21 protein-coding genes are annotated in these 20532 nt (G+C 64.7%); 16 read left to right on the top strand and 5 right to left on the bottom strand.

The window, feature by feature from the left end; genetic code table 11:
- Positions 1-160: 160 nt before the first annotated feature.
- Genes CBP34_RS18750 through CBP34_RS18715 form a run of 8 tightly spaced genes read left to right on the top strand, consistent with a single transcriptional unit; the run spans position 161 to position 7198 of the window.
- Positions 161-1480: an NAD(P)/FAD-dependent oxidoreductase gene (locus CBP34_RS18750; protein ID WP_094098909.1), complete on the top strand. Its 1320-nt coding sequence runs from the start codon at positions 161-163 to the stop codon at positions 1478-1480.
- Entirely contained in the window at positions 1477-2265 is a 789-nt protein-coding gene (locus CBP34_RS18745; protein ID WP_094098908.1) for a DUF1365 domain-containing protein, read from the top strand. Before CBP34_RS18750 ends, CBP34_RS18745 begins: the two co-directional genes overlap by 4 nt.
- A gap of 35 nt (positions 2266-2300) precedes the next feature.
- Positions 2301-3533, top strand: a complete 1233-nt coding sequence (locus tag CBP34_RS18740) for an SAM-dependent methyltransferase (RefSeq protein ID WP_094099271.1) — start codon at positions 2301-2303, stop codon at positions 3531-3533.
- Between the two features lie 6 nt (positions 3534-3539).
- On the top strand, positions 3540-4109 hold the full coding sequence (locus tag CBP34_RS18735; RefSeq protein ID WP_094098907.1) for a chalcone isomerase family protein: 570 nt from the start codon (positions 3540-3542) through the stop codon (positions 4107-4109).
- Positions 4106-5428, top strand: coding sequence for an MFS transporter (locus CBP34_RS18730; RefSeq protein WP_094098906.1), 1323 nt, complete (start codon positions 4106-4108; stop codon positions 5426-5428). Before CBP34_RS18735 ends, CBP34_RS18730 begins: the two co-directional genes overlap by 4 nt.
- Positions 5425-5967, top strand: coding sequence for a DUF3833 domain-containing protein (locus CBP34_RS18725; protein WP_094098905.1), 543 nt, complete (start codon positions 5425-5427; stop codon positions 5965-5967). Before CBP34_RS18730 ends, CBP34_RS18725 begins: the two co-directional genes overlap by 4 nt.
- Positions 5964-6746, top strand: a complete 783-nt coding sequence (locus CBP34_RS18720; protein ID WP_094098904.1) for an SDR family NAD(P)-dependent oxidoreductase — start codon at positions 5964-5966, stop codon at positions 6744-6746. Before CBP34_RS18725 ends, CBP34_RS18720 begins: the two co-directional genes overlap by 4 nt.
- A gap of 23 nt (positions 6747-6769) precedes the next feature.
- Positions 6770-7198, top strand: a complete 429-nt coding sequence (locus CBP34_RS18715) for a nuclear transport factor 2 family protein (RefSeq protein WP_236748467.1) — start codon at positions 6770-6772, stop codon at positions 7196-7198.
- Positions 7199-7278: 80 nt separating this feature from the next.
- Here CBP34_RS18715 and CBP34_RS18710 read toward each other — a convergent pair whose 3' ends face one another.
- Positions 7279-7893 carry a glutathione S-transferase N-terminal domain-containing protein gene (locus CBP34_RS18710; RefSeq protein WP_094098902.1) on the bottom strand — a complete coding sequence of 205 codons (615 nt, stop codon included), beginning with the start codon at positions 7891-7893 and terminating at the stop codon, positions 7279-7281.
- A 102-nt stretch (positions 7894-7995) separates the two neighbouring features.
- On the opposite strand from CBP34_RS18710, the gene purB reads away from it, so the two are divergent.
- On the top strand, positions 7996-9375 hold the full coding sequence (gene purB, locus CBP34_RS18705) for an adenylosuccinate lyase (RefSeq protein WP_094098901.1): 1380 nt from the start codon (positions 7996-7998) through the stop codon (positions 9373-9375).
- Between the two features lie 81 nt (positions 9376-9456).
- The gene (locus CBP34_RS18700) at positions 9457-10017 is read left to right on the top strand and encodes a YaeQ family protein (protein WP_094098900.1); all 561 of its coding nucleotides are present in this window, start codon (positions 9457-9459) and stop codon (positions 10015-10017) included.
- Between the two features lie 74 nt (positions 10018-10091).
- On the opposite strand, the gene CBP34_RS18695 is transcribed toward CBP34_RS18700, so the two are convergent.
- Positions 10092-10397, bottom strand: coding sequence for a putative signal transducing protein (locus CBP34_RS18695; RefSeq protein ID WP_094098899.1), 306 nt, complete (start codon positions 10395-10397; stop codon positions 10092-10094).
- 68 nt (positions 10398-10465) lie between these two features.
- Positions 10466-10894: a DUF3717 domain-containing protein gene (locus CBP34_RS18690; protein WP_094099270.1), complete on the bottom strand. Its 429-nt coding sequence runs from the start codon at positions 10892-10894 to the stop codon at positions 10466-10468.
- Between the two features lie 553 nt (positions 10895-11447).
- Between CBP34_RS18690 and CBP34_RS18685 the strand changes: the two genes are divergently transcribed.
- From CBP34_RS18685 to CBP34_RS18675, 3 genes are all read left to right on the top strand, one after another.
- On the top strand, positions 11448-12176 hold the full coding sequence (locus tag CBP34_RS18685; RefSeq protein ID WP_094098898.1) for a TerC family protein: 729 nt from the start codon (positions 11448-11450) through the stop codon (positions 12174-12176).
- A gap of 103 nt (positions 12177-12279) precedes the next feature.
- Entirely contained in the window at positions 12280-12732 is a 453-nt protein-coding gene (locus tag CBP34_RS18680; protein ID WP_094098897.1) for a hypothetical protein, read from the top strand.
- A gap of 97 nt (positions 12733-12829) precedes the next feature.
- Positions 12830-13183, top strand: coding sequence for a phage holin family protein (locus tag CBP34_RS18675; RefSeq protein ID WP_094098896.1), 354 nt, complete (start codon positions 12830-12832; stop codon positions 13181-13183).
- Here the strand turns inward: CBP34_RS18675 and CBP34_RS18670 are convergent.
- Entirely contained in the window at positions 13151-14698 is a 1548-nt protein-coding gene (locus tag CBP34_RS18670) for a M48 family metalloprotease (RefSeq protein ID WP_472231556.1), read from the bottom strand. The two genes, CBP34_RS18675 and CBP34_RS18670, sit on opposite strands and share 33 nt — an antisense overlap.
- 107 nt (positions 14699-14805) lie before the next feature.
- Between CBP34_RS18670 and moaC the strand changes: the two genes are divergently transcribed.
- Positions 14806-15306 carry a cyclic pyranopterin monophosphate synthase MoaC gene (gene moaC, locus CBP34_RS18665; RefSeq protein ID WP_094098894.1) on the top strand — a complete coding sequence of 167 codons (501 nt, stop codon included), beginning with the start codon at positions 14806-14808 and terminating at the stop codon, positions 15304-15306.
- Positions 15307-15534: 228 nt separating this feature from the next.
- Positions 15535-16800 (top strand): IS256 family transposase, encoded by a 1266-nt coding sequence (locus tag CBP34_RS18660; RefSeq protein ID WP_094097898.1) that lies wholly within the window; start codon positions 15535-15537, stop codon positions 16798-16800.
- Between the two features lie 15 nt (positions 16801-16815).
- On the opposite strand, the gene CBP34_RS18655 is transcribed toward CBP34_RS18660, so the two are convergent.
- Positions 16816-17310: a pilin gene (locus CBP34_RS18655; RefSeq protein ID WP_094099269.1), complete on the bottom strand. Its 495-nt coding sequence runs from the start codon at positions 17308-17310 to the stop codon at positions 16816-16818.
- A gap of 204 nt (positions 17311-17514) precedes the next feature.
- On the opposite strand from CBP34_RS18655, the gene CBP34_RS18650 reads away from it, so the two are divergent.
- Positions 17515-20517 (top strand): fused MFS/spermidine synthase, encoded by a 3003-nt coding sequence (locus tag CBP34_RS18650; protein ID WP_094098893.1) that lies wholly within the window; start codon positions 17515-17517, stop codon positions 20515-20517.
- The last annotated feature ends 15 nt before the right edge of the window (positions 20518-20532 follow it).

Below are 20532 nucleotides of genomic sequence, written 5' to 3'. Positions count from 1 at the left end.
AAGAGCGCATTGGGCGCCTTACCTGTTTGACGTTGCGAAGCCTTTCAGGCCCCCGGGTTCCGACTGACCTCCTGAAGCGCTTCTCCTCCCTCCCTCTCTTATTCGTTTCGGGACGCTTCGCAACTCTTTTATTCCAGGCGCCGGCCAGAGGGGGCCGGCCATGAAGATTGCCATCATTGGCTCCGGCATCTCCGGCCTTTCGGTTGCGCACCAGTTGCGCGGCCAGGCGGACGTTACCCTGTATGAAGCGGGCGACTATTTTGGTGGCCACACCCACACCGTGGATGTCACGCTGCCCGATGCTTCAGGGGCCCCCGTCACCCATGGCGTGGACACCGGGTTTCTGGTGTTCAACGAGCGCACCTATCCTCATCTCATCCGCCTGTTGGCAGACCTCGGCGTGGAAACCGCCCAATCTGACATGTCGTTCTCGGTGCAGGTACCGGGCGCGCTAGGAGGCACAGGTGGCCGCCGCACGCTGGAGTGGAGCGGCACCAACCTCAGCACCGTGTTTGCCCAGCGCTCCAACCTGCTCAACCCGCGTTTTCTGGGCATGCTGCGCGATCTGCTGCGCTTCAACCAGCTGTGCACGCGCATTGCAGAAAAGCAGGCCGACGCCGCGCTGATGCAGCCACTGGGCGATTTCCTCCAGCAGCACCGCTTTGACGACGCCTTCCGCGACTGGTACTTCTTGCCCATGCTCGGCTGCATCTGGAGCTGCCCCACCGACCAGATGCTCAAATTCCCCGTGGCCACCATGATTCGGTTCTGCCACAACCACGGCCTCATCCAGGTCAGCAACCGCCCTCAGTGGTGGACGGTGGCCGGTGGTGCGCGCAACTACGTGGACAAGATCGTGGCAGGCATCGCCGACAAGCGCCTGAACACCCCTGTGCACCGCATCGAACGCGATGCAGCCGGTGTGCGCGTGGTGACCGCAGGCCACACAGAGCACTTTGACAAGGTGGTGCTGGCCACGCATTCGGACCAGTCACTCGCGCTGCTGGCCCAGCCCACCCCGCAGGAGCGCGCCGTGCTGGGCTCCATCCGCTACCAGGCCAACCGCGCCGTGCTGCACACCGACACCTCGGTGCTGCCTGCGCGCCGCGCTGCCTGGGCCGCGTGGAACTACGAGCGCGCCCAGCAACGCAGCCGCGAGTCGGCCCGCGTGTGCCTGCACTACCTCATCAACCAGCTGCAGCCCGTGCCCTTTGCCCAGCCCGTGGTGGTGTCGCTCAACCCGGTGCGCGACATTGCGCCCGAGCACGTCATCGGCAGCTACGAATACGCCCACCCGGTGTTTGACATGGCGGCCATCCGCGCGCAGCAGCAGGTGGGCAAGCTGCAAGGACAGCAGCACACCTGGTTTTGCGGCGCCTGGACGGGCTATGGGTTTCATGAAGACGGCCTCAAATCGGGCCTGGCCGTGGCCGAGCAACTGCTGGCCGCCAGGCCCGCACCGCTGGCGGAGGCCGCATGACGAAGCTCGCCGCGCCCGCTGTGCCCCTGATCGGCTTTGGCCAGGTGCGCCACACGCGGCTTCGGCCCCAGTGGCATGCGTTTGCCTACACCACATTCTTCCTGATGCTGCCGATGCGCAGCCTACCCGATGCGCCGGGCGCGCTGGCCATCAACCGGCGCGGCGCCATCAGCTTTCATGATGCGGACCATGGCGACGGCCGCAGCGTGGAGCAAGGCGGGGCGCTGGCCTGGCTGGACGAGCTGCTGCGCACCGAAGGCATCACCGACGCCACGGGCGAGGTCTGGCTGCACTGCTACCCGCGCGTGCTGGGCTACACCTTCAAGCCCGTGAGCTTCTGGTACTGCCACCGCGCCGACGGCAGCCTGCGCGCCATCGTGGTGGAGGTGAACAACACCTTTGGCGAGCGTCACTGCTATCTGCTCGATGCGCCGCAATACGGCGTGGAACAGCAGGCGCGCAAGGTGTTTCATGTGTCGCCGTTCTGCGAGGTGAGTGGCGGCTACCGGTTCCGTTTCCTGCGCACGGCAGCCGGCGCACAGGACGCAGGCCGCACCGTGGTGCGCATCGACCACGACGACGACAGCGGCCCGCTGATCCTGACCAGCGTGAGCGGAACCCTGCACGCCATCACCCCCCAGACCCTGCGCCGCGCGCTTTGGGGCTACCCCGCCATGACGCTGGCCATCATTGCCCGCATCCACTGGCACGCGCTGCGGCTGTGGCTCAAGCGCGTGCGTTTCCATCGCAAGCCCAAGGCGCCCGCCTCCATCGTGACCCGTTGATCTCCATGCCGTTCCAGCCCCGCGAGACCGCCGCCATGAACTCCACCACCGCAACCCGCTCAGGCCGCAATGCACAGGCCCTGCCCGCAGGCACGCCGGCCGCCGCCCGCACGGCGCTCAAGCTGCTGCAGCGGCTGCAGCACGGCCACCTCACGGTGCAGCTGCCCGATGGCACGCTGCAGCATTTCGGGCACGGCAACGGCCCCTTGGCCGCCATCACGCTCAAGAACTGGAATGTGTGCAGCGCCGCGCTCCGGTCGGGCGACATCGGCTTTGCCGAAAGCTATATCGCCGGCGACTGGACCACGCCGCACCTCACCGACCTGATCAAGCTCTTCATCGCCAACCGCCAGCAGGTGGAAGGCGTGATCTACGGCACCTGGGCCGGGCGGCTGCTGTACCGCATCAAGCACCTGCTCAACCGCAACACGCGCGCCAACAGCCAGAAGAACATCCACGCCCACTACGACCTGGGCAATGCCTTCTACGAACTGTGGTTGGACGACACGATGAACTATTCGTCGGCCTGGTTCGAGGGCGATGCAGGCGGCGACCTGCGCGCCGCCCAGCACGCCAAGGTGCGCCGCGCGCTGCGCATGGCCGGCGTACAGGCGGGCGACCGCGTGCTGGAGATTGGCTGCGGCTGGGGCGCGCTGGCCGAGATGGCGACCACCGAATTCGGCGCATCCCTCACCGGCGTGACGCTGTCTACCGAGCAGCTGGCGTTCGCGCAAAAGCGCATGGCGGCGCATGGGGTGCAAGCCCAGGCAGATTTGCGCCTGCAGGACTACCGCGACATCCACGACGGGCCCTACGACGCCATCTGCTCCATCGAGATGGTCGAGGCCGTGGGCAGCGAATACTGGCCCACTTACTTCCAGTCGGTGAACCGCCTGCTCAAGCCCGGCGGCAAGGCCTGCATCCAGAGCATCGTCATCGACGACAGCCTGTTTGACCGCTACATCAGCTCCACCGACTTCATCCAGCAGTACATCTTCCCCGGCGGCTGCCTGCCCTGCCCACGCGAGTTCCGCCGCGAGGCCGAGGCGGCAGGGCTGCGCGTGGTGGACGAGTTTGCGTTTGGCCAGGACTACGCCGAGACCCTCAAGCGCTGGCGCGAGCGCTTTCTGGCGCAGCGCGCGCAGATCCTGCAACTCGGGTTTGACCAGCGCTTCCTGCACATCTGGGAGTTCTACCTGGCCTACTGCGAGGCCGCGTTTGCCATGCGCAACATCGACCTCGTGCAGTACACGCTGGTCAAGGATTGACGTGCTATGAAAAAAATAGCTATTAGCGCTTTACTGGTAAGCGCTACAGTCCTGTTTCATTCAAATCCAGCCGCGGCGCAGGTGGCCGAGGCCGGCCAGGCTGCCGCGGCCCCCCTGTCGGGTGCGCGCCTGGCTGGCCAGGGCGTTCTGCGCTTCCTGGGCTTCGAGATCTACCGTGCGCGCCTGTGGGTGCAGCCGGGCTTTGAGGCCGACAACTACGGCGCCCGCCCGCTCGCGCTGGAACTCACCTACCACCGGGATTTTTCGGCCGAAGCCATCGCCAGGCGCTCGCTCGAAGAAATGCGCCGCGTCGGCAGCTTCACGCCCCAGCAGGCCACGCGCTGGCAACAGGCGCTGCAGGCGGCGCTGCCAGACGTGAAGTCGGGCGACCGCCTGCTCGGCATTCACCAGCCGGGCTCGGGCGCCGTGTTCAAGATGGGCGGGCGCGTGGTGGGCGAGGTGCCCGACGCCGAGTTCTCGCGCCTGTTCTTTGGCATCTGGCTCTCGCCCCAGACCTCCGAGCCCGCGCTGCGCCAGCAGCTCATCGCTTCCACGCGCCCGGCGGGGCAGCCATGACCCACACGCAGCCCATCCGCGCCAGCCAGGGCCTGGCCTATGGGCTGCTGGGCCTCCCGCTGGCCTTTGTAGCCTTGCCGCTGTATGTGCTGCTGCCCAACCACTACGCACGGGAGTTCGGCATGCCGCTGGCCACGCTGGGCGCGGTGCTGCTGGCAGCGCGGCTGCTCGATGCCATCACCGACCCGCTGCTGGGCCGCCTGGCCGACCACCTGTTTGGCCGATCGGTGCGCGCCGTGCTGGCCGTGGGCGCGGTGTCGGCGCTGGTGCTGGCGCTGGGGCTGACCAGCCTGTTCTTTCCGGCGGTGCGCGGCCCCGATGCGCTGATTGCCTGGGCACTGGTGGCGCTGCTCGTCACCTACACGGCCTACAGCCAGCTGGGCATTGCGCACCAGTCCTGGGGCGCGCGCCTGGGCGGCGACGAGCTGCAGCGCGGCCGCATCGTGGCCTGGCGTGAAGGCGCTGCGCTGGTGGGCGTGGTGCTGGCCTCGGTGCTGCCCGCGCTGCTGGGGCTGCCGGTCATGCTCAGCGTATTTGCCATCACCTTGCTGCTGGGCTGGTGGGCCTGGACCCGGGCGCCACGGCCCGCCGCGCATGGGGGCGCCGTGGCAGGTGTCTATCGCCCGCCCCAGCGTGCAAGCCTGTGGCGGCCCTGGGGGCGCCCTGCGTTCCGCCGCCTGCTGGCCGTGTTCATGCTCAACGGCATTGCCAGCGCCATCCCGGCCACGCTGGTGCTGTTTTTCATCCAGGACCGCCTGCAGGCCCCGCCCGCGCAGGAGCCGATGTTTCTCGCGGCCTATTTCGTCTGCGCCGCGCTGTCCATTCCGCTGTGGCTGCGTGCCGTGGCGCACTGGGGCCTGGCGCGCACCTGGCTGGCGGGCATGTTGCTGGCGATTGCCGTGTTTGTGTGGACCGCGTTCCTGGGCGCGGGCGATGTGGTGCCGTTCCTCGTGGTCTGCGCGTTGTCCGGCGTGGCGCTGGGCACCGACCTGGCCCTGCCCAGCGCCCTGCTGGCCGGCGTGATTGCGGCCGAGGGCGACAGCGGCCAGCACGAGGGCGCGTACTTTGGCTGGTGGAACTTCGCCACCAAGCTCAACCTGGCCCTGGCCGCAGGCCTGGCGCTGCCCCTGTTGGGCTGGCTGGGCTATCAGCCCGGCACGCGCAGCGCAGACGGCCTGCAGACCCTGGGCCTGGCCTATGCGGTGCTGCCTTGCGTGCTCAAGCTGCTGGCAGCGGCTGCGCTGCAGGCGCTCATCCTGCGGCCGACACGCCGCGCGGCAATCCTGAATACGAACCGACCCCAAGGCACCCCACCATGATGCAACGACGCCTCCTCCTTTCGGCCGCAGTGGCTGCGCCCGTGGTCCTGTCCGGCTGCGCCAGCCAGAACCTCGATGGCTACGCCAGCGAGAAGCCGGTGCTCGACCTGGCCCAGTATTTCAACGGCAAGATCGACGCCTACGGCATCTTCCAGGACCGCAGCGGCCAGATCGCCCGCCGCTTCACCGTGGTCATGGATTGCAGCTGGAAAGGCAACGAGGGCGTGCTGGACGAAGCGTTCACCTACTCCGACGGCACCACGCAGCGCCGCATCTGGCGCCTGACCCAACACGCGGACGGCCGCTACACCGGCACCGCCGACGACGTGGTGGGCACCGCCAACGGGCAGACGCGCGGCAACGCCTTCCGTTGGACCTACACGCTGGCGCTGCCGGTGGATGGCAAGGTCTACAACGTCGATCTGGACGACTGGATATACCTCATTGACGAGCGCGTGATGCTCAACCGCGCCACCATGAGCAAGTTCGGCGTGCGGCTGGGCGAGATCACGCTGTCCTTCACCAAACGCGCAGCATGAGCCTCAACCCCCCCCTGCGCGACTGGCATGGCCGCCGGGCCTGGCTGATTGGCGCTTCCAGTGGCATTGGCCGGGCCACGGCGGCCGCGCTGCATGCGCGCGGCGCGCAGGTCATCGTGTCGGCGCGCAGTGGCGATGCACTCAGTGCCTTTGTTGCCCAGCACCCCGGCAGCGTTGCCTTGCCGATGGACACGGCAGAGCCCGATCAGGTGCAGGCCGCCGCCGCGCAGGTGCTGGCCGGTGGTGCCCCCGACCTGGTGTGCTACTGCGCCGGCTATTACCGTGACATGCGCGCCACCGATTTCGACCTGGCCGTCATGCTGCGCCACGAGCAAGTCAACTACAACGGTGTGCTACATGTGCTGGCCGCCGTGCTGCCCGCCATGCTGGCGGCTGCGCAGGCCGGGCGCCCCGGGCATGTGAGCCTGATCAGCAGCGTGGCGGGCTTTCGGGGGCTGCCCAAGAGCCTGGCCTACGGGCCCACCAAGGCCGCGCTCATCAACCTGGCCGAGGCGCTGTACCTGGACCTGCACGACCTGGGCATGGGCGTGAGTGTCATCAACCCCGGCTTTGTGGCAACGCCGCTCACTGAGGGAAATGACTTCACCATGCCAGCCCTCATCTCGCCCGAGGCTGCGGCAGCGGCCATCGTGCAGGGCTGGGAGCGCGGGCATTTCGACATCCACTTTCCCAAGCGCTTCACGCGCGTGATGAAGCTGCTGCGGGTGTTGCCGTACCGGTGCTATTTTCCGGCCGTGCGCCGATTCACGGGACTTTGATGCCACAAACCGACTCCCCCCGCATGGAAGAAGCCGTCTCCCGCGTGGTGGCATTCTTTGAGCAACTCGCGCCCGCCAGCGTGGCCGATCTGGGCCGCATTTATGCGCCCGATGCGCGCTTCAAGGACCCGTTCAACGAGGTGCGCGGCGTGCAGCCCATCCAGCAGATCTTCGCGCACATGTTTGAGGCGCTCGACCAGCCCCGCTTCGTGGTCACCGGCCGCGTGGTGCAGGGGCTGCAGTGCTTTCTGACCTGGGATTTCCTGTTCGCGTTCAAGAACTTTCACCGGGGCGAGCCCCAGACGGTGCGCGGCGCCTCGCACCTGGTGCTGGACGCCCAAGGGCTGATCGTGCTGCACCGCGACTACTGGGATGCCGCCGAAGAGCTCTACGAGAAACTGCCCGTGGTCGGTGCATTGATGCGCTGGCTGCGGCGGCGCGCATCCCGATAGCGCTTTCAGCCTGTCTCAAAAAGCAAGAATGCCGGCTCGCGCCGGCATCTCTTTCGACGGGGCAGGCTCCGCGCCGGCGCTCAGACCGGCTTGGTGTCCGCAAAGCTCTGGCGCTGCATCAGCTTGTCGAGCAGCTTGCCCAGGTTGGGATGCTCGCTGCGCCAGTCGATCTGGGGGAACCGGAACTCCAGCCAGCCCAGCGCGCAGCCCACGGCGATGTCCGACAGGCTCAGGTGAATGCCGCTGCAAAACGGCTTATCGCCCAGGCCCTGGCTCATGGACTTGAGGCTGGCGTGCACCTTGCCCAGCTGGCGGTCCATCCAGGCCTGGCTGCGTTCGCTGTCCTGGCGGCCGGCCCAGGTGGCTTCCAGGCGCGCCAGGATGGCGGCGTCCACCAGGCCGTCGGCCAGCGCTTCCCAGGTCTTGACCTCGACCCGCTCGCGCCCCTGCGCGGGAATCAGCTTGCCCACGGGCGACAGCGTATCGAGGTATTCCACGATCACGCGCGAGTCAAAAATCGCCTCGCCACCCTCCATCACCAGGCAAGGCACCTTGCCCAGCGGGTTGGACTTGGCAATGGTGGTGTCTTCAGCCCAGACGTTTTCCTGCACGAACTGGTAGTCGAGCTTTTTTTCGGCCATCACGATGCGTACCTTGCGTACGTAAGGGCTGGCGTTGGAACCGATCAGTTTCATGTTTCTTCCATTGCGCGGGGTTGTCTGTTCCATACGCGGACGATTCTATCGGCAGCGGCTTGGCAGACGCTGACCGTGGTGTGCAGCCTACAATCTCGCGCCATGAGCCTGTCCACCATCACCGCCCTGTCGCCGCTTGACGGCCGTTACGCCACCAAACTTGCCGCACTGCGGCCCATCATGAGCGAGCACGGCTACATGCAGCGCCGCGTTCAGGTGGAAGTGGCCTGGTTTATCGCGCTGTCGGATGCTGGTTTTGCCGAGTTCAAGCCGCTGACCACCGGCGCACGCGCCTACCTGCTAGGCCTGGTCAAGAACTTCTCCGAGGCCGATTCGGCCGCCATCAAGGAGATCGAGAAAACCACCAACCACGACGTGAAAGCCGTCGAATACTGGATCAAGAGCAAGTTTGAAGCGCGCCCCGAGCTCGAAAAAGCGTCGGAGTTCGTGCACTTTGCCTGCACCAGCGAAGACATCAACAACACCAGCCACGCCCTGCAACTGCGCTCGGGCCGCGATCAGGTGGTGCTGCCCGGGCTGGACCGCATCATCCTCAAACTGCGCGAAATGGCCCACGCCTTTGCCGACGTGCCCATGCTCAGCCGCACCCACGGCCAGACCGCCAGCCCGACCACCGTGGGCAAGGAAATGGCCAACGTGCTCATGCGCCTGCAGGCCGCCAGCGAACGCATTGCGGCCGTCAAAATTTTGGGCAAGATGAACGGCGCCGTGGGCAACTACAACGCCCACCTGTCGGCCTGGCCCGAGTTTGACTGGGAAGCCTTCAGCAAGAAGGTCATCGAAACGCCCGAGCCGCTGGGCCTGGGCCTGACCTTCCAGCCCTACAGCATCCAGATCGAGCCGCACGACTACATGGCCGAGCTGTTCGACGCCGTGGCCCGCGCCAACACCATTTTGGTGGACCTGTCGCGCGACATCTGGGGCTATGTGAGCCTGGGCTATTTCAAGCAGCGCCTGAAGGCCGGCGAGATTGGCTCCAGCACCATGCCGCACAAGGTCAACCCCATCGACTTCGAGAACGCCGAGGGCAACCTGGGCCTGGCCAATGCGCTGCTGCGCCACCTGTCCGAAAAGCTGCCCATCAGCCGCTGGCAGCGCGACCTGACCGACAGCACCGTGCTGCGCAACATGGGCGTGGCCCTGGGTTACGCCGCGCTGGCCTATGCCTCGCTGCTGACCGGCCTGAACAAGCTCGAACTGAACGAGCAAGCCCTGGCCGCCGACCTGGATGCGAGCTGGGAAGTGCTGGCCGAGCCCATCCAGACCGTGATGCGCCGCTATGGCGTGCAGGGCGCTTACGAAAAGCTCAAGGAAGTCACGCGCGGCCAGGTGGTGACGGCCGAGGCGCTGCACGGCCTGATCCGTTCGCTGGAGATCCCGCAGGCCGAAAAAGACCGCCTGCTGGCCATGACGCCCGGCAGCTACACCGGCAAGGCTGCCGAGCTGGCACGCCGCGTCTGACCCGCCTCAATTCTTAGCATTTTCAGCTCCCAGCGCTTACATGGTAAGCCCTGGGAGCTATTTATTTGTGAGCACAAAGCCATGGCCATCAAATCCACCATCTTCAAGGCGAACCTGCAAATCGCCGACATCGACCACGGTTACTACGCAGACCACGCCCTCACGCTGGCCCGCCACCCCAGCGAGACCGACGAGCGCATGATGGTGCGGCTGGCGACGCTGGCTATCCAGGCGCACCAGCTCAACGACCTGTGCAATGGCGACGCCACGCTGGCGTTTGGCGCAGGGCTGTCCGACCCCGATGATCCCGACGCCTCGCTGACCGACTTCACCGGGCGCAAGCGCGTGTGGATCGAGGTGGGCCAGCCCGAGGACAAGCCGCTCACCAAAGCCTGCAGCAAGGCCGATTCGGTGATCGTGTACTGCTTCAACCACGCCGCCGAGATCTGGTGGAAGGGCATTGAAACCAAGCTCTCGCGCCTGGAGAAGCTGCAGGTGTGGCGCATTCCCACCGAGGCCTCACAGGCGCTGGCACAACTGGCCGAACGCAGCATGCAGCTGCAGGCCACGGTGCAGGAAGGGGCCATCACGCTGAGCAGCACGCAGGGCAGCGTGCATGTGGAGCCGGTGCGCTGGAAATAAATCGCCCAGGTTTCGTATGAAATAGACTGTCAGCGCCTGTCCACCAAGCGCTGACAGCTATTAAAAAAGGAGTATCAGTCGCGTGGCATGAGGGCGCCGCACTGCCAGCACTGCTCGAAACCGCCCTCCACCGTCTCGCCGCAGCGGCAGCGCCAGTGGCGCTGGGGCAAGTCCTGCAGCTCTTGCAGCAAGGCGCGGGCGCGGGTGGCGTGTTCGTCGTAGTCGAGCCAGATCTCGGGCAGGCACTGGTCGGGCGGCAGATGCCCCGCTGCGGCCCCTAGGTATTGGCGCTGCACCGACGCCGTCATGCCCGCCTCGCACAGCAGGTCGGCCCACAGCGTGGCTATGGCAATGTTCGGGGCCTGGGTGAGACGCAGCATGGCCCCACGATAGCGCGTTGCGGGCGGCGCGTACAGAGGGTGGATCAGCGGGCGGATCAGGGGCGGGGTCAGGGCGGCGCGGCGCGGCTGGGGCCTTCTGCCGCGCGTTCGGCATAGCGGTTGAAGCGCCACGCGGTGTGTTCCAGCGTGATGCGGCGCCACACGGCCCGTTTTTCGGCGGGGCCCATGGCGGGCCAGAACTGCACCTCGTCAAAGCTGCGCCCGCAGCCCTTGCACCAGTCGTCGCCCTGGCTGGTCGAGCAGATGGCGATGCACGGCGTGTCGGGCGTGGTGTCGTACCAGGCCAGCCAGGCGGCCCGCGCCGGCGCCGGCAGGCTCGCCTCGTCGACCTCGTCTTCGTGGTGGAACACCATGCGCGCATACACCTCGCCGAGCGCGCTGATCTCGGGCGCCAGCGCCGCCCCGGCAGTGGCGGGCGCGCGCTCGCGCCAATGGTTGATGGCGGCTTCGATGTCGGTGATGTGGATGGCGGCCATGGCGCGCAGTTGCAGCAAGAGGGGGCGACGGGGCACGGATCATAGCCGCGCGGCGTGCCCGGGCGGGCGGCCACGCTGGTGGCCCTGTCTGGCGCGGGGGCGTACGGTCGGGCTTTGCGAACTCCTTTTTTGATAGCTGCTTGCGCTGATTGGTAAAGCGCTTGAGGCCGATTTGCCTTAAACAATGACCGACGGGTCCATGGTCTCTGGCTTGCACTCCCGGCGCGGCCTGTGTTCCAATCGCCGCTTCGAAGGGGAGTAGCTCCCGACATGTGTTCCGGCCGAGGCAGTCAGTGGCGATCGGGGACATGGCATCGGAACCGTCGTCAATACGAAGCATCGCTTCCGGCGGCCCGGGTTCGGCACACACCCGGGTGCCGCACCGAGCAAGACCTTTGATGGGCCCACCGTGGGCTGATCAAGGCCGTCCCTGCGCATCCCGCCCTTGCGGCACGCCCCTGATCCGCCCATTGCAGGCCCCCTATCCCCCGGACGCACTCGGCGCTACAGTGGCAGCCGGGTCGTCCTTTTGCCCTTTGATATTGAGGAATTTATGGACTTTTTGGCATCGCCCGAATTCTGGCTGGCACTCGGCCAGATCATCATCATCGACATCCTGCTGGGTGGCGACAACGCGGTGGTCATTGCCCTGGCCTGCCGCAAGCTGCCGCCCGCCCAGCGCACCAAGGGCATCATCTGGGGCACCGCAGGCGCCATCGTGCTGCGCGTGATCCTGATCGCGTTTGCCATGACCCTGCTGGCGCTGCCGTTCCTCAAGTTCGTGGGCGCATTGCTGCTGGTGTGGATTGGCGTGAAGCTGCTGGCCCCCGATGAAGACGGCCATGGCGACATCCAGACCAGCGACAAGCTGCTGGCTGCCATCAAGACCATCATCGTCGCCGACCTGGTGATGAGCGTGGACAACGTGATCGCCATTGCCGGCGCCGCGCAAAACGCCGGTGATCACCAGTTCCTGCTGGTGGTGCTGGGCCTGCTGATCTCGATCCCGATCATCGTCTGGGGCAGCCAGCTGGTCATCAAGCTCATGGAGCGATTCCCCATGATCATCACGCTCGGCGGCATGCTGCTGGGCTGGATTGCCGGCGGCATGCTGGTTTCCGACCCCGTCTTCGCCAACCCCGACAAGTGGCAGTGGATGTTCAAGATTGCGCAGACCGACACCATCCGCTACGCGGCCAGCGTGGCCGGCGCCCTGCTGGTGTTTCTGGCTGGCAAGGCCATTTTGGCGCGCCGCGCCGCCGCTGCGCCTGCGCAGGGCTGATTGCAAACGAACCCGCCGGTGCGCCAGCAGGCAAACCGGCGAATGGGCTAGCGCAAAGGGGGCACCATGCCCCCTTTGTCATGGGCCCGCCTCTGGAGGTGGTATGGACAAAGTCATTGTGTACGTGGACGACGCAGCCCATGCGCAGCAAATCCTGGCACCCTTGCTGGCAGGCAACAAGGCGGCTGCCGGCACGCAGTGGGTGCTGGTGGCCTGCGCCCCGCGCATGACGCACCGCGTCAGCAAGTGGGTGAGCCACCGCGCCCGCGAGAACTGGCGCGACAAATGGTCGGAAAAGCTTTTTGCGCAGCTGCTGCCCTGGTTGCAATCGGGCAGCCACAGCCAAGTGACCACCGTGGTGGCCAAAGGCCCGTTGCCCGAACTGCTCGCGCAATTGCAGGCCGAACTGGGCGCCGCCCGCGTGGTGGATGCCCGCCGGCCCAAGCTGGATGCCGCCGCCCAGCCTTCCGCTGCACCGGGGCGCCTGTCATTTCCGGGCACCTTGCCCGGCCTGCTGACCGGGCTGGGTGCCCTGCTGGCGCTGGACATGGCGTGATCCGATCGCCCAGGCCGGGGCGGGTTCCTCCCGAACGGTCTGTGGTGTCGTGCCTGGAGAGCGCCGTCACCGGCCAGCCCGGTGCTATTCTGCGCGCATGAAAATCCTACTCAAATGGCTGCTCAGCGCTGCGGCACTGCTGCTGGTGGCTTACCTCTACAGCGGCGTGCAGGTGGATAGCTTCACCTCCGCGCTGATTGCCGCGCTGGTCATCGGCCTGTTCAATGCCGTGCTGCGCCCCGTGCTGGTGGTGCTGACGCTGCCGGTAACCATCGTCACCGTGGGCCTGTTTCTCTTTGTGATCAACGCCCTGATGTTCTGGGCCGCTGCGGGCGTGCTGGGCGGTTTTCATGTCACCGGCTTTGGCGCCGCCTTGCTGGGCTCGCTGATCTATTCGGTGCTGGGCTTGCTGATCGAGTCAGCGCTCGGCGGCCTGTTCCTTCAAAAGTAGCTCCATCGCACGCAGCCGCGTGTCGATGATGGACGCCTCGATGTAGTCGGCGGCACTGCTGCTCTTGCGTGCCAGGTCTTGCCCGGCCTTGAAGCGGTCTACCGCGGCGGCATAGTCGTAGCGGGCGGCCTGCGATTCGGCCTCGGCGCGCACGGCCCGCAGTGGCTGGCCCTGCGCATGCCAGGCGCTCGCCAGCAATTGCCACACCGTCGCATCGTGCGGGTGGGTGGCTACCCAGGTCTGCAGGGCGCCCGTCACCTCGGCGGGGCGGCCCACGCGCAGCAGGGCCTGGGTGCGCAGCACCAGCTCTGGCCGCAGGCCCGAGCCCTGCGGCAAACGCTGCAGCGCAACCTCGGGCAAGCCAGCCGCAAACTCGATCTCAGCCGCCAACCGCTGCGACTGGCGCTGGGCCGCCGCATCGCCCCGCACCACCTCGTCCAGCTTGGCCTGGGCGGTGCGTGCCGCCGCAAAATCCCGCAGCTGGATGCTGGCCAGCGCAGCGGTGTACCACCCCGCGGCGCGGCGTGCCGCAGGCTGGCTGGCAAAACCGGTGCCCTGGGGCTCGGCAATCCACAGCCGCAGCGCATCCACCCCGGGGTTTGCCAGCACACGGGCCCGTGCCGCCACCATGGCGTGCTCCAGGCTGGGGGGCAGCGGTTGCGGCGCCGCGGCGCCGCCGGGCGGCAGCCGCGAGTGCATGTCGGCCATGCGCTGGGTGGTCAGCGGGTGGCTGCGCAAATAGGGCCACGAGCCGTTGTCGTTGAGGCGGTTGGCTTGCTGCAGCTTGTCGAACATGCTCACAAAACCCTGCGGCGCAAACCCCGAGGGCTCCATCAGCCCATAGCCGATGCGGTCGGCCTCGCGCTCCATGTCGCGCGAGAAATTGAGCTGGTTCTGGATGGCCACCGCCTGGCCGCCCACCATCATGGCCTGGGCAGCCCCCGGGTTTTTGCTGGCAGCCAGCGCGGCCAGCACCATGGCACCCACCAGTAGGGGCGTCTGCCGGCTTTGCTGCGCAATCAGGCGCGAAATATGGCGCTGGGTGACATGGCTCAACTCATGCGCCAGCACCGAGGCCAACTCATCGCGCGTGGCCACCACGCCAATCAGCCCCAAATGCACGCCCAGGTAGCCACCGGGCAGCGCAAAGGCGTTGACCGTGCGGTCACGCCCCAGCAGCACCTCCCAGGCAAAACGCTCGTCCAGCTCGGGCGAGAGCTCGCCGCGCGCGCGCGCTGCCGCCAGCAGCGCCTGCCACAGCCCCTGCACATATTCCACCAGCACCGGGTCATCAATGTAGTCGGGGTCGCGGTACAGCTCGCGGATGATGCGGTCGCCCAGGCGCCGCTCTTCGCCCGTGGTCAAGGCGCTGCCATCGCCCAGGGTGGGCAGGCTGGCCTGCGCTGCGGCAGGCAGCGCGGTGCCCGCGCCTATTATTGCTATCAATAAAGAAGCTATCAGCGCATGACCAGTATTCGCTAGAGGCGATTTTTTCTTGATATTTTGTACAGCCAAGGAGGTGTCAGTCCGAGGCCTTGCAAGGGTGCGTTTGCGTTTCCACATGCACGTATGATGCCCCTTTGCCCGAATGTTTCCCACCGATTCACCCGGTTACCCCCGCCATGTCCGCACTCACCCACTTTGACGCCCAGGGCCAGGCCCACATGGTCGACGTGGCCGCCAAGGCCGCCACGCACCGCATCGCCATCGCCAGCGGCCGCATCGAAATGCTGCCCGCCACCCTGGCCCTCATCGAAGCCGGCACCGCCAAAAAAGGCGACGTGCTGGGCATCGCCCGCATCGCCGGCATCATGGCCGCCAAGAAAACCAGCGACCTGATTCCGCTGTGCCACCCGCTGGCACTGACCCGTGTTGCTATTGAATTTGAAGCTGCCAGCGCACGACAGTCGGGTGCTATCGGCATATTTTGCACTGCAACCGTGGAAACGGTGGGCCCCACCGGCGTCGAAATGGAAGCCCTCACCGCCGTGCAAATAGCCCTGCTCACCATCTACGACATGTGCAAGGCCGTGGACCGGGGCATGTCCATCCACGACGTGCGCGTGGTGGAAAAGCATGGGGGGAAGTCGGGGAGTTTTGTGGCGACAGCATCATCGGCCTAGCGCGCCACAGACTTCACCCGCCGCGCTCGGAAAGGGCCCAATTAAAGCAGGCACAACACGCCTAGCGGCACTCGGGTGGCGCGAACTTGGCGGGCAAAGACCCTGCGGTTCCGACCATGGAGCGTAATGTTGAAATAGTGCTCGCCTCTGACTGACAACTCCAGTCCAAGACACCGAGCCTGTCAGAAACTTTGTGTGTGAGGCATAGCATGTCAACAAGGAGCATGAATGCCACGCAAGACGAAGACAACCGCTGCGGCGGACAAGGCGGCGCAGCCGCAATTCTCAGCCGAGCTGCTGGAGCAACTCATCCCCGGGCCGGTAACGCCGGCCGAGCTCGAAGGCATCTTCCAGCAGTTCAAGAAGTCGGTTCTTGAGCGCGCCCTGGGCGCCGAGATGAGCCATCATCTGGGCTACACGCCCGGCCAGGCCAAGCCCGAAGGGGCTGGCGCCAATCACCGCAACGGCAAGAGCGCCAAGACGGTGCTGACCGATGCGGGAGCGCTGCGCATCGACGTTCCCCGCGACCGCGAGGGCACTTTCGAGCCACAACTCATCGGCAAGCACGAACGGCGCTTCACCGGCTTCGATGACAAGATCATCGCCATGTACGCCCGGGGCATGACGGTGCGCGAGATCCAGGGCTTCCTGGCCGAGATGTACTCGGTGGACGTCTCGCCCGACCTCATCAGCAGTGTCACCGACGCCGTGATGAGCGAGGTCACGGCCTGGCAGACGCGCCCGCTGGAGGCGATGTACCCGGTGGTGTTCTTTGACGCGCTGCGGGTCAAGATCCGCGAGGATGGCGTGGTGCGCGCCAAGGCCGTGTACCTGGCGCTGGGTGTGCTGCCCGATGGCAGCCGCGACATCCTGGGCATCTGGATCGAGAACACCGAGGGTGCCAAGTTCTGGATGAAGGTGTTCAACGATCTGAGGACACGCGGCGTCCATGACATCCTGATCGCCGTCACCGACGGGCTCAAGGGTATGCCAGAGGCGCTGGGCGCGGTGTTCCCGGCCACGACGCTGCAGACCTGCATCGTGCACCTGATCCGCAATAGCCTGGACTTCGCAAGCTGGAAGGACCGCAAGAGCCTGGCGGCGGCCATCAAACCCATCTACACAGCAGTGAGCGCCGAAGCGGCCCAGACTGAGCTCGATGCGTTTGAAAAGGGGCCCTGGGGCCAGAAATTTCCCACGGTCGTGGGCGCCTGGCGCAGGGCCTGGGACAAGGTGATCCCATTCTTCGCCTTCCCGCCCGAGGTGCGACGCGTGATCTACACGACCAATGCGATTGAAAGCGTGAATGCGCGGCTGCGCAAGATCATCAAGACCAGAGGACACTTCCCCAGCGACGATGCGGCCACCAAGCTGATCTGGCTGGCCCTGCGCAACATCACCGAGGACTGGGGGCGAGCAGCCAACCATTGGAAATCAGCGATGAACCAGTTTGCAATCCTCTACGAAGAACGATTCATGAAACCGAGCACGTAAGATATCCAACCAGCTTCACGAAATCGGTGAAGGTTCAATGAGCCTCACACACGGAAATTCGGACACGCCCAAGACACCAGCCGCATTCGCAGCGTATGACGTACCCAAAGCCACGGCGCCCCCCGTGCCCTGTCTCCAGGGGGTCAGCACGAGTGTTCGTCCGTCGACGGGACCCGCATTGGCGCTAAATGTGACGGTAATTTCACCGTCTGCAGCCGTCCCAGGAGCAGCCGTCATCAGCACACTCGATACGTACTTGCTTCTTGCACCAACCCCGCCCGTCCGGGAGTTCCAGACCCCAATGGTGTTCGCCAGATCGGTTGCTGCAGCCGACCCTGACCCGATCTCTACCCTGGCACCATCGGCGATGCTCAACCCCTCCATCACACGGGCCCGTGCAGTGAACGTTTGATATGCTGGTAACGCAATCGCTGCCAAGATACCCACAATCGCAACAACGACCATGAGTTCTAGCAGGGTGAATCCCTCGTCGTGTTGTCGAATCATCATGTGCGTGTCACTTTAGTGGATTCGATATCCAAAGCAATTAATATTCCAGCGTTAATAGTCCTTTATAAGACGCCGCCCCACTTTCACCCTGAACTTGTCCGCGTCCGCTGCGGCGCCTCACACACGCAAAGCTGCCCAAAGGCAGGCGCCAATTTTGCTTGCTTGGCTTCTGCAGTTCTCTTTCCCCTCTGGAGCCTCCTCTTGATGACCCCAACGCATCGCAACCATCGACACTGGTTGTTCGCCATTTTTGTCTTATCCGGTTTTGCCGGCCTAATTTATCAATCCATTTGGTCGCATTACCTTGGGCTGTTCTTGGGGCATGCAGCCTATGCGCAAGCGCTCGTTCTTGCGATATTCATGGGAGGCATGGCCGCCGGAGCTGCATGGATTGCACATGCGGGCCGACGCTGGCGCAATCTGATTCGTGGTTATGCGGTGATTGAAGCCATCATCGGGGTGTGCGGGCTGCTGTTTCACAGCATCTTTGGTAGCGTGGCGAGTTTCAGTTATGACTGGCTCATTCCCGCCTTGGCGGACCCTTGGGCCATAAATCTTGCGCGTTGGATAGTTGCCGCCCTGTTGATACTGCCGCAGACCATTTTGCTGGGTATGACCTTCCCATTGATGAGCGGAGGGCTGATCCGCCGTTTCCCAGGGAGCGATGGTCACGTGTTGGGAAGTCTCTACTTTACAAATAGCATTGGTGCTGCTGGCGGTGCATTGGTGGCCGTTTTTGTTCTGTTGCCCTGGGTGGGTTTGCCTGGCGCCATGGTGGTTGCGGGTGTTCTCAATTTCGCGGTTGCGGGACTGGCCTGGTGGCTTGCGCGTGAGCCAGAACCGGTGCGTCCTGCGGCTGCCCAGGCGCGGCCAACTTCTGAGCAAAGCTTGCGGCACAACCCGTTGCTCCGGCTGGTACTGATCAGCACAGCACTTTCTGGGGCGGCATCTTTTGCCTACGAAATCATCTGGATCCGCATGCTCAGCATGACAGTGGGCAGCACCATGCATGCCTTTGAGCTCATGCTGGCCTCATTCATTGCGGGCATCGCCCTGGGCGGCCTCTGGGTACGCAGGCATGCAGACAGCACCGACGCCCCTTTGCGGCTGGTTGGGTGGATGCAGGTGTTCATGGGCGTGGCGGCCCTGGCATCGCTGGCGGTTTACGCCAATGCGTTTGCCTGGGTGGGCTGGTTGATTCAGGCCCTGGCCAAAACGGATGGCGGATATGCGCTGTTCAATTTAGGCACCGCAACGACTGCCATCGCCATCATGTTGCCTGCGGCCTTCTTTGCCGGCACGACGCTGCCCTTATTTACCGTGGCGCTGTTGCGCAATGGGCAGGGCGAGCGTGCCATTGGCCGTGTGTATGCGTGGAACACCTTGGGCTCCATTGCAGGGGTGTTCGCAGCCATCCATTTCCTTATTCCGGTACTTGGCCTCAAGCTCGCGCTGTGCATCGCCGCATTGGTGGACATGGGCATTGGGTTGGTTCTGCTTCGCCTGCATGCCGATACGCAAAAGTCCATGGTGCGCTTTGGCATGGGCTTGGGATTGGCCGCCGTGGCGCTGATCGTGGCAGTGCGTATTCCGTTTGACCCCATGACAACGGCGTCCGGGGTGTTTCGGCACGGGCGCACCAGCTTGCAGCAGGGCGACAAGGTTCTGTACTACAAGGATGGAAAAACCACCAGCGTTGCCGCCGTGCTGTCTGACAACGGCAACCTGCACATTTCCACAAATGGCAAAACCGATGCCTCCATTCAGATGGACGATAACCAGCCCGCATCTTTGGACGAGCCAACGATGGTGCTGGCCGCAGCCTTGCCGCTGAGCATGCACGCGTCGCCCCAGCGGGTCGGGGTAATTGGCTTTGGCTCCGGCCTGACGACCCACACCTTTCTCGGTGATGCGCGGGTTCGGCAGGTGGACACCATTGAAATCGAGTCGGCCATGGTGCAAGGCGCCAAGGCCTATGGGCGCCGCGTGGAGCGTGCGTACAACGACCCGCGCTCGCATATTGTCATTGACGATGCCAAATCGTATTTCTCTGGGCAGAACAGCAAGTACGACATCATCATTTCAGAGCCCTCCAATCCGTGGATCAGTGGTGTGGGCGCCCTGTTTTCTCAGGAGTTCTATCAGTTCGTGCCACGGCACCTGAATGAAAATGGTTTGTTCGTGCAGTGGGTGCAGATGTATGAAATCAACGATGCATTGCTCGGCTCCATCCTCAAAGCCTTGGCCCCAGCATTTAGTGACTATGCAGCGTATTTGAGCAATCAGTCTGACCTGCTCATCATTGCAAGCCCTAAGGGGTCGGTACCCAAGCTGAACCTGGCCCCGCTGGTGGCCAACGCCAAAAGCCAGATGGACTTGAAGCGCATAGGCATTGAGAATGCAGAGCAGTTGGGCTTCCGTCAGATTGCGGATGGGCGGCTGCTCAGGGCGCTCAGCCAACTGCACCCCAAACAGGCTGCGAATTCAGATTTTTATCCGATATTGAGCCTTGAGGCGCCCAAGGCGCGATTCAAAAACGGCTTGGCAGAGACGACGCAAAGCCTGCCGGTCATCAACAGACCCCTGCTGGGGGCGCTGGGCATTGCCTCCGTATTGCCCGCCAATGTCGAGCCAACCCAGATCCAGCATTTTCCAGCCGACACATTGACGATTCGCGCGCGGACCATTGCCAAAGAAATGCGTGGCGAGATAACTCTGTTCTCGCCAGCCGTCGCATCGCTCCAGGCTGCGGCACGTGCCTGTGACGCACCGTGGACTGTGCAGCAACGCCGACAGTTGGCCGCCAACATCAGCGACCTGGCCGACCGCACCATCCAGTACCTGCCGCCCTCTTTATTGCAGGGCGTATGGATTCAGCCCACATGGATGCCCTGCGCCCATAAGCTGCCGGCTGACTTTGCGCGCGCCATGGCCCTGCTGCAGGCGCATGCCCAGCGAGACTATGCGCAAATGGAGGCGCTCGGCAACGACTGGATCAAGAACCGCCCGCAGGACGAGTTTATGAAAACCGGCTTTGATGGGTATGCCTGGTCAGGAGTGGTGCTTGCGCTGATTCAACAAAAGAAATGGGACCAGCTGTCAGGCAGCCTCGACATAGAGGCCCAAAAGGTGCGGATCAGCCCCGAACGGCTGTTCCTGCACCGCATTGCCCATGCGCTGGCGCGCGAGACCTCGAACCAACCATGACGAGTGCCATCACCG

The organism is Acidovorax carolinensis, from assembly GCF_002157145.1.
GTDB classification, from domain to species: domain Bacteria; phylum Pseudomonadota; class Gammaproteobacteria; order Burkholderiales; family Burkholderiaceae_C; genus Acidovorax; species Acidovorax carolinensis.
Note: the sequence above shows the minus strand (reverse complement) of the source record. Positions and strands in the feature narration are given on the sequence as shown.

What these genes read in the sequence shown, in the direction of transcription:
- CBP34_RS18750 (WP_094098909.1), top strand. Translation starts at nt 161, where the DNA reads ATGAAGATTGCCATCATTGGCTCCGGCATCTCCGGCCTTTCGGTTGCG.
- CBP34_RS18745 (WP_094098908.1), top strand. Translation starts at nt 1,477, where the DNA reads ATGACGAAGCTCGCCGCGCCCGCTGTGCCCCTGATCGGCTTTGGCCAG.
- CBP34_RS18740 (WP_094099271.1), top strand. Translation starts at nt 2,301, where the DNA reads ATGAACTCCACCACCGCAACCCGCTCAGGCCGCAATGCACAGGCCCTG.
- CBP34_RS18735 (WP_094098907.1), top strand. Translation starts at nt 3,540, where the DNA reads ATGAAAAAAATAGCTATTAGCGCTTTACTGGTAAGCGCTACAGTCCTG.
- CBP34_RS18730 (WP_094098906.1), top strand. Translation starts at nt 4,106, where the DNA reads ATGACCCACACGCAGCCCATCCGCGCCAGCCAGGGCCTGGCCTATGGG.
- CBP34_RS18725 (WP_094098905.1), top strand. Translation starts at nt 5,425, where the DNA reads ATGATGCAACGACGCCTCCTCCTTTCGGCCGCAGTGGCTGCGCCCGTG.
- CBP34_RS18720 (WP_094098904.1), top strand. Translation starts at nt 5,964, where the DNA reads ATGAGCCTCAACCCCCCCCTGCGCGACTGGCATGGCCGCCGGGCCTGG.
- CBP34_RS18715 (WP_236748467.1), top strand. Translation starts at nt 6,770, where the DNA reads ATGGAAGAAGCCGTCTCCCGCGTGGTGGCATTCTTTGAGCAACTCGCG.
- CBP34_RS18710 (WP_094098902.1), bottom strand. Translation starts at nt 7,893, where the DNA reads ATGAAACTGATCGGTTCCAACGCCAGCCCTTACGTACGCAAGGTACGC.
- purB (WP_094098901.1), top strand. Translation starts at nt 7,996, where the DNA reads ATGAGCCTGTCCACCATCACCGCCCTGTCGCCGCTTGACGGCCGTTAC.
- CBP34_RS18700 (WP_094098900.1), top strand. Translation starts at nt 9,457, where the DNA reads ATGGCCATCAAATCCACCATCTTCAAGGCGAACCTGCAAATCGCCGAC.
- CBP34_RS18695 (WP_094098899.1), bottom strand. Translation starts at nt 10,397, where the DNA reads ATGCTGCGTCTCACCCAGGCCCCGAACATTGCCATAGCCACGCTGTGG.
- CBP34_RS18690 (WP_094099270.1), bottom strand. Translation starts at nt 10,894, where the DNA reads ATGGCCGCCATCCACATCACCGACATCGAAGCCGCCATCAACCATTGG.
- CBP34_RS18685 (WP_094098898.1), top strand. Translation starts at nt 11,448, where the DNA reads ATGGACTTTTTGGCATCGCCCGAATTCTGGCTGGCACTCGGCCAGATC.
- CBP34_RS18680 (WP_094098897.1), top strand. Translation starts at nt 12,280, where the DNA reads ATGGACAAAGTCATTGTGTACGTGGACGACGCAGCCCATGCGCAGCAA.
- CBP34_RS18675 (WP_094098896.1), top strand. Translation starts at nt 12,830, where the DNA reads ATGAAAATCCTACTCAAATGGCTGCTCAGCGCTGCGGCACTGCTGCTG.
- moaC (WP_094098894.1), top strand. Translation starts at nt 14,806, where the DNA reads ATGTCCGCACTCACCCACTTTGACGCCCAGGGCCAGGCCCACATGGTC.
- CBP34_RS18660 (WP_094097898.1), top strand. Translation starts at nt 15,535, where the DNA reads ATGCCACGCAAGACGAAGACAACCGCTGCGGCGGACAAGGCGGCGCAG.
- CBP34_RS18655 (WP_094099269.1), bottom strand. Translation starts at nt 17,310, where the DNA reads ATGATGATTCGACAACACGACGAGGGATTCACCCTGCTAGAACTCATG.
- CBP34_RS18650 (WP_094098893.1), top strand. Translation starts at nt 17,515, where the DNA reads ATGACCCCAACGCATCGCAACCATCGACACTGGTTGTTCGCCATTTTT.